The organism is Undibacterium sp. GW821-FHT11H02 (assembly GCF_058808015.1).
This window is the reverse complement of the sequence record NZ_JBXARG010000018.1, coordinates 62,321-74,723: the sequence shown is the minus strand read 5'-3', so window position 1 is coordinate 74,723 and position 12,403 is coordinate 62,321. Positions and strand designations below refer to the sequence as shown.

Genomic DNA, 12,403 nt, shown 5'->3' with positions numbered 1-12,403 from the left:
TAATTATGTACTCACTCAGTGATTTTGATTTTGAACTCCCCCCCGAGCTGATCGCGCAAACGGCTTTGCCAGATCGTACCGCCTCCCGCCTGTTGCACGTAAGCGATACAGGCATCGTCGATCGTCAATTTGCCGACATCGTAGAACAACTCAACGCAGGCGATCTATTGGTATTTAACGATACCCGCGTCTTGAAAGCACGTTTTTTTGGTGCGAAAGAAACTGGCGGTAAAGTGGAGATGCTGGTCGAGCGTGTCATCAAAAACACGAATGATGAACACATCGTACACGTCCAATTGCGTGCGTCCAAATCGCCTTTAGCCGGTAGCAAAATTCGCTTAGCAGATGCTTTTGATGTGACAGTGGGTGAGCGTGCAGGGGAATTTTTTACCCTGCATTTCCCAGGCGATGTGTTTGAACTCATAGAAAAATACGGTCGCCTGCCATTGCCACCGTATATCAATCATGAAGCTGATGATTTTGATGAACAGCGTTACCAAACCGTGTATTCACGCGTGCCAGGCGCCGTTGCCGCTCCGACGGCGGGCTTGCATTTTGATGAAGCGCTTTTAGAAAAATGTAAAGCCAAAGGCATACAACTCGCCTTCGTGACTTTGCATGTGGGTGCGGGCACATTCCAGCCAGTGCGCACGGAAGATTTAAGCAAACACGACATGCACAGTGAATGGTACACCGTACCTGAAGAAACCGTAGCAGCAGTTCGTGCCACCAAATCCACAGCTAACAAGGTGATTTGCGTCGGTACCACGAGCATGCGAGCGATCGAGTCTGCTTCACAAACTGGAGAATTGCTGGCAGGCAGCGGTGACACGCGCTTATTCATCACGCCGGGCTATCGCTTTAAAACAGTGGATCGCTTAGTGACGAATTTCCATCTGCCAAAATCAACATTAATGATGCTAGTCTCAGCATTTGCAGGTTACGATGCGATACGTGAGGCGTATGCCCATGCGATTAGGCAGAAATATCGTTTTTTTAGTTATGGTGATGCGATGTTGTTGACGAACCATTCAGGATAAATTCATTAAAACCCCTCAACACAGAGACACGGAGGCACAGAGGAAAAACAAATGCAGAAAAACAATTTCCCTCTTGATTTTCTCTGTGTCTCTGTGTTGAGAGGTTTAAAAAAGTTTCCCCAAATTTCAATTTTTATTTAGGTCGGTAAATCCTATGCTGCAATTTCAATTACTCAAAAAAGACAAAACCACAGCCGCGCGTCGTGGTCGTATTACCGTCAATCATGGCGTGATAGAAACCCCTATTTTTATGCCTGTCGGCACTTACGGTTCGGTGAAGGCGATGTCGCCGTTAGAACTCAAAGAAATCGATGCGCACATCATTTTGGGTAACACCTTTCACTTGTGGTTGCGCCCAGGTCTCGATGTCATCAATAAGTTTGGCGGCCTGCATGATTTCATGGGTTGGGATAAGCCTATCCTGACCGATTCTGGTGGCTTCCAGGTTTTTTCGCTAGGCGCGATGCGCAAGATTACTGAGGAAGGCGTGAAGTTTGCGTCACCGATTAGTGGCGAACGTTTGTTCTTATCGCCAGAAATTTCCATGCAAATTCAACGTGCATTGAATTCTGACATCGTCATGCAATTCGATGAATGCACACCATACGAAATCGATGGCCGTCCAGCCACGAGCGAAGAAGCCGGCAAATCCATGCGCATGTCTTTGCGCTGGGCACAACGTTCTATGAATGAATTTAAAGGCGGCGAAAATCCCAATGCCTTATTCGGCATCGTACAAGGCGGCATGTTTGAAAACCTACGCGACGAATCTCTAGCAGCCTTGAATGAAATGGGTTTCGATGGCATGGCGATCGGCGGCTTGTCAGTCGGTGAACCTAAAGAAGACATGCTACGCATCCTGTCGCATGTCGGACCAAAACTGCCAGAAAACAAACCACACTATTTGATGGGTGTGGGCACACCAGAGGATTTAGTTGCAGGTGTAGCCAACGGTATCGACATGTTCGACTGCGTAATGCCAACTCGCAATGCGCGCAACGGTTGGATTTTTACTCGCTTTGGTGACGTCAAAATCAAGAACGCTCGCTACAAAGAAGACAAAGCGCCACTCGATGAAACTTGCAGCTGCTATGCCTGCAAAAACTTCTCGCGCGCTTACTTGCACCATTTACACCGCACCGGTGAAATTCTTGGGGCGCGATTGAATACTATACACAATTTGCATTACTACCTTGATCTGTTCCGTCAAATTCGTTTGTCTTTGGACGAAGACCGCTTCCCTGAGTTTGTTGTGCAATTTAAGGCAGATCGGGCGCGAGGGGTGTAGTGGACTACAATAAAACCTCTCAACGCCGAGGCGCAGAGACGCGGAGGAAAGCGTAAAGAGAGCAAGCAAAGCGTAGGAATGGTTTTCTCGGCGCTTCTCAGCGTCTCTGCGCCTCGGCGTTGAGGGGTTTGAATTTACATATTATTGACATGCAATTTGCCCGCAAGAATCGTTTGCACAACAAGTTTTTGCGACTCTGGGCAGATTTATCAGAAACTTAGCTGCCTAATGCTAGAATGTTGCGCTTTGTTGCTTGGCGTGGAAATACTGATCATTTTGGCAAATGTGTTGTAGGGCTTTAATTCTTCAACATCGCCCCAAGATGCGTGCAAGTGTCTGATTTGTTTTGAAAAAATTATTAAATGGAGTTTTATCGTGTTTATTTCTAATGCTTACGCGCAAGCTGCTGGTGCAGCGAGTACTGAATCTTCCTTGATGAGCTTTTTGCCTATCATTTTGATGTTTGTGGTTTTGTATTTCGTCATGATACGTCCACAAATGAAACGCCAAAAAGAACAAAAAGCAATGCTCGACGCATTAGCGAAAGGCGATGAAGTGATCACTGCAGGTGGTATCGCCGGTAAAGTGACTAAGGTATCCGATACTTTTGTTTCCGTTGAAGTGAGCAATGGTGTGGATATCCAAATCCAAAAAAGCGCCGTGACAACTCTGTTACCAAAAGGCACACTGAAATAAGCAAGCCAGACATGGCACGAGGGGCAAAACGTCAAGCTTTGCCCCTTCGTTATTTTCAGTTTATTGGTTTTATGTATTTTTTAATTAGACTCCCGCTATGAATCGTTATCCTCTCTGGAAGTACATCATCATTGTGATCTCACTGGTGTTTGGTGCTTTGTATACTGCGCCGAATTTCTTTGGTGATTGGGAAGCTGTGCAAATCAATAGTGCCAAGGCCACTGTGAAAGTGGATGAAACTATGATTGCGCGGGTAGAACAGGTTTTGAAGGACGCCGGGATTAGTTCCGCTGGATTCTCGTATGATTACAATGGCGTGCAAGGCTCGATACGCGCAAGATTTACCAGTAGTGACATACAGTTCAAAGCCAAAGCGGCTCTCGAAAAAGGTTTGAATGTTGATCCCAGCGATCCCGTCTATACCGTTGCTTTGAATTTGCTGCCTAAGACACCGGATTGGATGCAAAAGCTGCGTGCTTTCCCTATGTATTTGGGCTTGGATTTGCGCGGTGGTGTGCATTTCTTGATGAAAGTCGATACGTCGGCTGTTTTGAATAATCGTTTGAATGCCTTGCAAACCAGTATTCGTAGTAACTTAAAAGATAAAGAGGTTCGCCATGCTGGCATCTCACGCGATGCGTCGTCGGTCACGATCAAATTCCGTGATGCAGAGACACGTGCGAAAGCGCGCGACATCCTTGCTCGCCAAATGAATGACGTTACCTTGTTAGATAGTGTCGCCACACCTGAAAACAGTGATCTGTCGATTAAAGTGACGATAAAGCCGGACGCTTTGACGAATTTGATGAATGAAGGCGTGAAGCAAAATATCGCAGCGCTGTCCAAACGTGTGAACGAAATTGGCGTGGCCGAACCTATTATTCAGCAACAAGGTGCGGATCGCATCGTGGTGCAATTACCGGGTGTGCAGGATGTGGCAGGTGCTAAAAAGATTATCGGTCGTACCGCTACTTTAGAAGTACGTTTGGTGGATGAAAGTGTGATTGGCCCTGTGGATGAAAACACGCCAGTACCTTTTGGATCTGAGATGTTTAAAGTCGGTCGTGGTGGCCCAGCGATTTTGTACAAAGAACCTATCGTTACCGGTGATTCGATCACTGGCGCACAAGCGAGTTTCGATAAAAATCAACAACCAGCCGTCAGTCTGGACTTAAATAGTGAAGGCGGCCGTCGCATGACAGAGGCGACTCGTCCTAACGTTGGCAAGCGCATGGCCTTTGTATTGTTTGAAAAAGGCAAAGGCGAATTGTTGCAAGTGGCAACGATACAAGATGTATTGGGCAAGACTTTCCAAACTACCGGTATGCGCTCGACCAACGATGCGAATGAATTGGCTTTGCTGTTGCGCGCCGGTGCATTGGCTGCACCTATGGAAATCATCGAAGAACGTACCATTGGTGCGCAACTCGGTGCAGAAAATATTACTAAAGGTATTCATTCCACCATGTACGGTTTTGCGGCGATTGCTGTATTCATGATTGTCTATTACATGATGTTTGGTTTCTTTAGCGTGTTTGCTTTGGCGGTTAACTTGTTGTTGCTGGTCGGTATTCTGTCCGTAATGCAAGCGACTTTGACCTTGCCGGGTATGGCTGCGATTGCCTTGGCACTGGGTATGGCGATTGACGCCAACGTCTTGATTAATGAACGTATCCGGGAAGAGCTGCGTGGCGGAAATTCACCTCAGAACGCAATCTTGCAAGGTTTCGACCGCGCTTGGGCAACGATTCTCGATTCCAACGTGACCACCTTAATTGTTGGCCTGGCCTTGTTGGTATTTGGCTCCGGTCCAATTAAAGCGTTTGCGATTGTGCATTGCCTCGGTATTTTGACTTCGATTTTCTCTGCGGTATTCGTGTCGCGTGGTGTGGTTAATCTTTGGTACGGACGTAAGAAAAAATTGGCTAGCATTTCAATTGGTCAGATTTGGAAACCTGCTGAGTAATTCTGCTTAATAGCATTTTTTTATCAGCTACTTAGTCAATTACAGAACAGATTTAGGGATTTATCATGGAATTATTCCGAATTAAACGCGACATACCTTTCATGCGCAATGCGCTGATTTTTAATGTCATCTCCGCTTTAACTTTCGTCGCTGCTGTGTATTTTCTTGTGACCAAGAGCTTGCATTTGTCGGTGGAGTTCACGGGCGGTACTTCGATGGAAGTCAGTTACAGCCAAGCCGCTGATAACAATAAGATACGCGACAGGATTAAAGCGCTTGGTATCAATGAAGTGGTCGTGCAAACTTTTGGTAAGGCACAAGATGTGGTCATTCGTATGCCTTTGCCTAAGGTCGCTGCAGGAGTCGCTAAGCCAAGTGAGAAAGAACTCAATGCCATGATTACCGCGCAAAATGAGCGCGTGATGAGTGCATTAAAGGCCGATCATCCTGACGTGGTTTTGCAAAGAACAGCCTTGGTTGGCGCGCAGGTTGGTGATGAGTTGGCACACGATGGTTTGATGGCTTTATTGTTTGTGGTGGTGGGTGTGATGGCCTACCTGGCGATACGCTTTGAATGGAAATATGCGGTATCGGCGATTATCGCTAACTTGCATGACGTCGTGATTATTCTGGGTTTCTTCGCCTTCTTCCAATGGGAATTTGACTTAGCGGTGTTAGCCGCGGTGTTGGCGGTCTTGGGTTACTCGGTCAATGAATCTGTGGTTATCTTCGACCGTATCCGCGAAAACTTTTTGAAACTGCGTAAAGCCACGGTCACTGAAGTCATCGATAACGCGATCACCAGCACGATTTCTCGTACCGTGATTACTCACGGTTGTACTCAGATGATGGTGTTGTCTATGTTGTTGTTGGGTGGCCCAACTCTGGAAGGTTTTGCTAAGGCATTGACGATAGGTATTTTGTTCGGTATCTACTCATCAGTGTTTGTTGCGGCAGCGATTGCCATGTGGTTGGGCGTGAAACGTGAAGACTTGCTCAAACCAGTGAAAGAAAAAGACGAGACCGACGGAGCGGTTGTTTGATCTAGCACTGAAAAGGAAATACTAAAGCCAGCCTCGTTGCTGGCTTTTTCTTTTTTTGACTCCAAATTTATAATTTAGGAGAGCGGAATTATCATTACTTAACGAAAGTGACAGGTGGTATCGATAAAGTGTGATCTTTAACTATTGAAAGGCTGTTTTGTAAAAACTAAATCTATGCTGCGATTTTTCATTACATCTGAAGAAATCTTCGCATTCAACGTGATTTTTTGGCGCTTAATCAGGTCAACACGCACGAACACTTACCGATCTTAAATTGGAAAAAAAATGAGAATTTTATTATTGCTATTACTTGCCCTGTCATGGCCTGCATCGCTTTTTGCTCAAGAGACCCAGAAAATATCAACATTTCACCGTTTGCTCATTGTTAATGAAAATAAGGAGTTGATGGTAGTCAAAATTAAAAATTCAGATCGCTGGGTAACGCCGGGCTGGTATCAGGACGATCATTCGTCGATTAAAACAGGGCTTGAAGCCTTGGCAGGTGCTTATGGCGTTAGCATAACAAGCCCGGTTTTACGCGGAGTATTTACCCTGAAAGGTCCAAAAGAGAATGAACTTTCCACAAGGTTAATATATGTCGTCAAAATAAAAGGCGGGAAATTGAAGTCACCAGATTCTATTGATGAGATTCGCTGGGTTAATCTACAACAGGTCAGCGAGATCATTACATTTCCGCATATAAGTACGCAAATAAGGCAGATTATGTTGCACTCGGGTGAGGTATGGGGTGGTACGCAAATAATGACTCAAGAAAATGGTATTTTTGGTGTGAAGTTCATAGAGGATTTTTACCCTATTAGCCTCAATAAGCTTTGAAACTTGCATAAGTTTCTGAATGTAGGTGAATGATTCGTAACAAAAAGTATAAAAGAACCAGGCCAGCCTGAGTGCTGGCTTTTTTCTTTGTTAAGATGCCATACACCAATAAAACCCCTGTTTTTCGATGGTAGCCGCTTGACGACACTATTTTCCCTGGGTTGTGCTGATTTGAACCGTGAAACAGGCACGGATTTACATTGCGTTACAGAACTTTCCCAGTGTTAACTGTCTAAAGTACTTCGACCTAAAAATCAAATGAATATGAAAAATGCAAAAATCACGATAATCGCTTTATCCATTGCCGTTGCCGGCGGCGCTTATTGGATGTGGAAAAAGAGCGCATCAGACAGCACCGAATTGCAGGCAGGCCAGACCATAGGTTCTAAAGCAGACAAAAACCGACCGGTCACGGTGAATACCGTAGTTGCACAGAAACGCGATTACGAAGTGAAGTTGAAGGCGAATGGTGTGGTTTCCTCGCTGAACATCGTGGACGTGCGCCCGCAGGTCAGCAGTGTGATTCAAAAAGTTCATATTAAAGAAGGTCAATTTGTACGCGCCGGTGATTTGCTGTTCAGCTTAGATAATCGTGCCGATACAGTGAATTTAGCGAAAGCCCAGGCGCAACTCGACAAAGAACTGGCCAGCTTGGCCGAGAATCAACGTCAATTAGCCCGTAGTAAAGAATTATTTGAGAAAAAATTTCAATCGCAGAGCGTAGTTGATGCAGCACAAACCACCGTGCAAGCACAGCAATCCGTGGTGGACGGTGCTAAAGCGGCGGTGGCCGCGGTCAAAGTTAATTTGGCCTACAGTAAAATCACCGCACCCGTCAGTGGTCGCACGGGTCTCATCAATGTATTTCCAGGTTCACTGGTGCAGCCTAGCACTTCAGGTGCAGCTTTGGTCACGATCACCCAAATGGATCCGATTGCCATTACTTTCCCGCTGCCGCAACGCAATTTATCGGACGCTTTGGATAGTATGAAGCGTGGCGACAGCCTGGCTTTTGCCAGCTTGCCCGATAACAAAACAAGTTTTAAAGGCAAATTACAATTCGTTGATAACGTGGTGGATGCCATTTCTGGCACGGTCAAAGTTAAAGCGGTATTCGATAACAAAGAAATGAAATTGTGGCCGGGCGCATATGCCAATGTAGAGTTGAGCGTACTCACTTTGAAAGATGCCATCGTGATCCCGCGTGATGCGCTGGTGATGGGCGTGAATGCAGTCACGGTCTTCGTGGTGGATGGCGAAGGCAAAGCGGAACAAAAGAAAGTTCAGGTTCAGTATAGTTTTGAAAATGATGCGATTGTGACGGGTTTGGAATCAGGTATGAAAGTCATACTGGAAGGTAAGCAAAACTTACGTCCTGGCGTGCCGGTGAAGGAGCGCGCTGAAGGTGATAATAAGGGTAATGGCAAAGGCGATGAAAAAGGCGGCCCTAAACTCAAAGGCGAGGGCGACGAGAAGAAATCTCCCGAGGCAAGCGCTAGTTTACCTGCCGCTCCTGCCTCATCCGCCGCTAGTTCACCTGCAGCGTCGGCTCCAAAAGCAACGGCTTCCGCAGCGAGCGCATCATGAATTTATCGGAGTTATTTATCCGTCGTCCTGTGATGACGATACTGCTGAATATTTCTGTGGTGGTGGCCGGTATTTTGGCGTATCGCATGATCCCGATTGCGGCGCTGCCAAGTTATAACACCCCAGTGATTAGCGTCGGTGCCGGTTTGCCTGGCGCTAGTCCTGAGACCATGGCGACTTCGGTTGCTTTACCTTTAGAGAAGCAGTTCTCGACGATTCCCGGTTTAGCCACGATCAGTTCTAGCAGCACTTTGGGTTCAACTTCATTGACCCTGGAATTTGACGCCAGTCGCAATGTCGATGACGCAGCGGTAGATGTGCAGGCCGCCTTGCTACGCGCTCAGCGTTCCTTGCCGATAGAGATGACATCGCTACCATCTTATCGTAAGGTGAATCCGGCTGATTCTGCCGTGTTGGTGTTGGCACTGACTTCGCCTTCTTTAAGTTTGGCCGAGCTGACTAATTATGCTGAGCATTTAATTTCGCCCAATCTTTCAACCTTAGCCGGTGTGGCGCAGGTGAATATTTTTGGTATCCGTCGTTATGCCGTGCGTATCCGTGTCGATCCGGGTGCATTAGCCAGTCGCAATATTGGCTTCGATGAAATCACCACCAGCATCCGTGCCGCCAATTCGATTGCCCCAGTCGGTACCCTTGATGGTGATAAACAAACTCTCACCATCGTCGCGAATAAGCAATTGCAAAACGCGGCCGAGTTCGCCAGTATTATCATCAGTAATAAGGGCGGCCAAGTCGTGCGTTTGCGCGATGTTGCCAGCGTTGAAGACAGTTATGAGAGCGTCAAATCGGTCGGTAATTTCAACGGCGAACCAGCGATCATGTTGGCGATACAACGCCAGACCGACGCCAATACTGTGAAAGTGGTGGATGCGATCAAAGCGGCGATTCCTGGCTTTAAGGCGCAATTGCCGGCCTCAGTGAATATCACTTTGGCCAACGACAGATCGGTATCAGTACGGGACGCTTTGCATGACGTCAACTTGACTTTGCTATTGACGATTTTCCTCGTCATTGTCGTCATCTTCTTATTCCTGCGCCACATGGTGGCAACGATTATTCCCGCTTTGTCCTTGCCAGTCTCTTTGGTCGGCGCGGTGTTCTTGCTGTGGTGCTTTGGCTATACCCTCGATAATATTTCTTTGTTGGGTATAACCTTAGCGGTGGGGCTGGTGGTCGACGATGCGATCGTGATGTTGGAGAATATTATCCGTCACGTCGAGATGGGGGAGACCCCGTTTGAAGCCGCACTCAAAGGTTCACGTGAAGTTGGGTTTACGATTATTTCTATCTCGACCTCGCTGATCGCGGTGTTCATTCCTATCTTCTTTATGCCGGGCGTGATCGGTCAGTTGTTCCACGAATTTGCTGTGGTCGTTAGTTTAGCGATTATTGTGTCCGCTTTTGTGTCTCTGACTTTAGTGCCAATGTTGGCAAGTCGTTTCTTGAAAGCTGAGAGCGAACATATACCGCCATCCAAATGGGTGGGGGCGCTAACGAATAGTTTTGAGCGCGGCTTTAATGCTTCTTTAAATGCTTATACCCGTGGTTTGGATATGGCGCTGGCGCATCGCAAGTTCGTTTTGTTTGTGGCTCTGCTGACTTTTATTGCAACGGCCTATATGTTCAATGCGATTCCTAAAGGTTTTTTCCCTGAAGAAGATATTGGTCAATTGAATGTGTCCACCGAAGCGGCGGAAGATACGTCCTTCCCTGCGATGGTCATCTTGCAGGAAAAAGTCGCCAAGATATTGCGTGAAGATCCCAATGTCTTAACGGTATCGTCTTTCCATGGTGGCGGTGGCTCGCAAAATACGGGGCGCGGCTTTATCAATTTAAAACCACGTAACCAGCGTAAGCCGATGAAAGAAGTAGTCGAGGGTTTGCGCAATAAATTGAAAGCGGTGCCAGGTATTACGGTGTTCTTACGTCCCACGCAAAACTTGCAATTAGGCGGACGCCCAAGTAAGAGCCAATACCAATTCATTATGCAAAGTGTCGACGCCAGCGAGTTGAGTAGCTGGGCGTTTAAGATGCAAGACAAGATGCGCGCTGATCCTGGCTTTAAAGATGTGACGACCGATTCACAACTTAAAGGTTTGCAAGCCTCGATAGAGATCGATAGAGATCGCGCAAATTCATTAGGCGTGGGCATAGATGCGATTCGTGCTGCGTTGTACAGCGCATTTGGTGAGCGTCAGATCGCGACTTTATTTACCAGCGTCGATAGTTATGCGGTGGTGTTAGAAGTCGGCCCCAAGGACAAAAAGGATGAAGCGGCGATAGGTGCAATTTATGTGCGTAGCAATACTGGTAGCTTGGTGCCTATGTCCAGCTTTGCGACCGTCAAACGCACCGTCGGCCCTACTGCGATTAATCACGTAGGTCAATTACAAGCGGTCACGGTGTCATTCAATTTGGCAGCTGATATGCCTTTGGGTGACGCGACCAATAAGATCGATAAATTCAAGGACGAGATCAAGTTGCCTTCCACAGTGATCACATCCTACGGTGGCGATGCAGCGGTGTTTAAAGATTCCCAGTCCGGTCAATTAATCTTGATTATCTCGGCACTGCTGGTGATTTATGTTTTGCTAGGCGTTTTGTACGAGAGCTTCATCCACCCGATTACCATCTTGGCAGGCTTACCCTCAGCCGCAGTCGGCGCCTTGTTGATGTTAGAGCTATTCGGCAAAGACTTAACCCTGATTGCGACTATCGGTATTTTGCTGTTGATCGGTATCGTGAAGAAAAACGCGATCATGATGATCGACTTCGCACTCGACGCCCAACGGCACCGTGGCATGTCACCACCAGAAGCGATACGCGAAGCCTGTATCGAGCGTTTCCGCCCGATTATGATGACGACCTTAGCGGCGTTGGTCGGTGCTTTGCCGATTGCTTTAGGCTTAGGCGCCGGTGCAGAACTGCGCCAACCTCTGGGCTTAGCAGTGGTCGGTGGCCTGATTTTCTCACAAGCGATTACCTTGTTTATCACGCCTGTCATTTATTTGGCACTGGATAAATACAGCGGTAAAGGTCCTATCGTTGGGAATGCGATTTAGGGCTTATTTTTTGGGTCAACACATGGTGGAGTTTTATTCGCTGTGTGTTGATTTTTGTCTTTTTCGCTAACTTCAAATCATCACGATGACTGAGTCACTGTTTTTGTCCGAGCGCCATGCCAGCTCAAAGAAAGCGGTTGTGCTGGTTGATGAAGGCACGTCCGTTTGGTGTTACCTTACGGAGTCTGGCGGAAGTCGTCCGATGGCTGATTGCTGGCTTCTGAATACGATTGAAGCACCAGATAATCTGGATGCGTTTGCGCAAGAAAAATCCGCTCCGCCAGCTACTCGGTTTTTTGTGACTGAAACCGCTCAACGTGCATTACCAGCGGCTGAAGCGGTAAGGTTTCAATGGTCGGAGGATGGCGAGGCAGTCGCCATCTATATCGAACAGGAATTAATTGGATTCATCGCAAGTAATAATCGTCGAGGCTTCAGTGTAAACCTGCAGAAAGAAGGGCCTTTTGGTTCGCCTCTTGACCATGATCTATTTTTAAGTCTCTTTAGGTAGGGGGCGATGATGCCAAATAATTCGATCCAGAGTACACGGCCGTAGGCGCGATTAGTGCAAAGTACTCGCACGCATGAGTCTTTAAAAACGAAACGAAAAATGCATGATGATTGTTGCACTTTGTCGATCGCCGAACACGGATGTTTCTGAGGATTCCGCTGATAAATAAAGACTTCAAAAACACCTGCGACTACGTCGCACTAATCGCTCCTACAAGCTTTTTTTTCCTAGTCTCCAACTCTTCTATGCACCTGGTTCTTGTTTGGAGCTGCGTCGCTGTCATCATTTCCAAGTATATTGTTTTCTTGACTCGTAGAGTAAGCTTGATAGAATCGTCGCTTTGATTCGTGAC

General features: G+C 47.0%; 9 protein-coding genes. All 9 read left to right on the top strand.

Features of this window, described 5'->3' with window-relative positions:
- The first annotated feature begins 5 nt into the window (after nucleotides 1–5).
- Complete coding sequence (queA, locus tag AC1RR2_RS16660) at nucleotides 6–1,040, top strand: tRNA preQ1(34) S-adenosylmethionine ribosyltransferase-isomerase QueA (protein WP_493223397.1); 1,035 nt, start codon at nucleotides 6–8, stop codon at nucleotides 1,038–1,040.
- A 154-nt stretch (nucleotides 1,041–1,194) separates the two neighbouring features.
- Nucleotides 1,195–2,328 carry a tRNA guanosine(34) transglycosylase Tgt gene (gene tgt, locus AC1RR2_RS16655; protein ID WP_493223396.1) on the top strand — a complete coding sequence of 378 codons (1,134 nt, stop codon included), beginning with the start codon at nucleotides 1,195–1,197 and terminating at the stop codon, nucleotides 2,326–2,328.
- A gap of 372 nt (nucleotides 2,329–2,700) precedes the next feature.
- The gene (gene yajC / locus AC1RR2_RS16650) at nucleotides 2,701–3,024 is read left to right on the top strand and encodes a preprotein translocase subunit YajC (protein WP_493223425.1); all 324 of its coding nucleotides are present in this window, start codon (nucleotides 2,701–2,703) and stop codon (nucleotides 3,022–3,024) included.
- Between the two features lie 97 nt (nucleotides 3,025–3,121).
- On the top strand, nucleotides 3,122–4,990 hold the full coding sequence (secD, locus tag AC1RR2_RS16645; protein WP_493223395.1) for a protein translocase subunit SecD: 1,869 nt from the start codon (nucleotides 3,122–3,124) through the stop codon (nucleotides 4,988–4,990).
- A 65-nt stretch (nucleotides 4,991–5,055) separates the two neighbouring features.
- Nucleotides 5,056–6,033, top strand: coding sequence for a protein translocase subunit SecF (gene secF, locus AC1RR2_RS16640; protein ID WP_493223394.1), 978 nt, complete (start codon nucleotides 5,056–5,058; stop codon nucleotides 6,031–6,033).
- A 285-nt stretch (nucleotides 6,034–6,318) separates the two neighbouring features.
- Entirely contained in the window at nucleotides 6,319–6,870 is a 552-nt protein-coding gene (locus AC1RR2_RS16635; protein ID WP_493223393.1) for an NUDIX hydrolase, read from the top strand.
- 258 nt (nucleotides 6,871–7,128) lie between these two features.
- Nucleotides 7,129–8,457, top strand: a complete 1,329-nt coding sequence (locus tag AC1RR2_RS16630; RefSeq protein WP_493223392.1) for an efflux RND transporter periplasmic adaptor subunit — start codon at nucleotides 7,129–7,131, stop codon at nucleotides 8,455–8,457.
- Nucleotides 8,454–11,540: an efflux RND transporter permease subunit gene (locus AC1RR2_RS16625; protein WP_493223391.1), complete on the top strand. Its 3,087-nt coding sequence runs from the start codon at nucleotides 8,454–8,456 to the stop codon at nucleotides 11,538–11,540. Before AC1RR2_RS16630 ends, AC1RR2_RS16625 begins: the two co-directional genes overlap by 4 nt.
- Nucleotides 11,541–11,625: 85 nt before the next feature.
- A complete protein-coding gene (locus tag AC1RR2_RS16620; RefSeq protein WP_493223390.1) occupies nucleotides 11,626–12,051 on the top strand; it encodes a hypothetical protein in 426 nt (141 codons plus the stop codon).
- The last annotated feature ends 352 nt before the right edge of the window (nucleotides 12,052–12,403 follow it).

Bases quoted from the DNA above. Each gene is read 5' to 3' on its own strand.
- queA (WP_493223397.1), top strand. From the start codon at position 6: ATGTACTCACTCAGTGATTTTGATTTTGAACTCCCCCCCGAGCTGATC.
- tgt (WP_493223396.1), top strand. From the start codon at position 1,195: ATGCTGCAATTTCAATTACTCAAAAAAGACAAAACCACAGCCGCGCGT.
- secD (WP_493223395.1), top strand. From the start codon at position 3,122: ATGAATCGTTATCCTCTCTGGAAGTACATCATCATTGTGATCTCACTG.
- secF (WP_493223394.1), top strand. From the start codon at position 5,056: ATGGAATTATTCCGAATTAAACGCGACATACCTTTCATGCGCAATGCG.
- AC1RR2_RS16635 (WP_493223393.1), top strand. From the start codon at position 6,319: ATGAGAATTTTATTATTGCTATTACTTGCCCTGTCATGGCCTGCATCG.
- AC1RR2_RS16630 (WP_493223392.1), top strand. From the start codon at position 7,129: ATGAATATGAAAAATGCAAAAATCACGATAATCGCTTTATCCATTGCC.
- AC1RR2_RS16625 (WP_493223391.1), top strand. From the start codon at position 8,454: ATGAATTTATCGGAGTTATTTATCCGTCGTCCTGTGATGACGATACTG.
- AC1RR2_RS16620 (WP_493223390.1), top strand. From the start codon at position 11,626: ATGACTGAGTCACTGTTTTTGTCCGAGCGCCATGCCAGCTCAAAGAAA.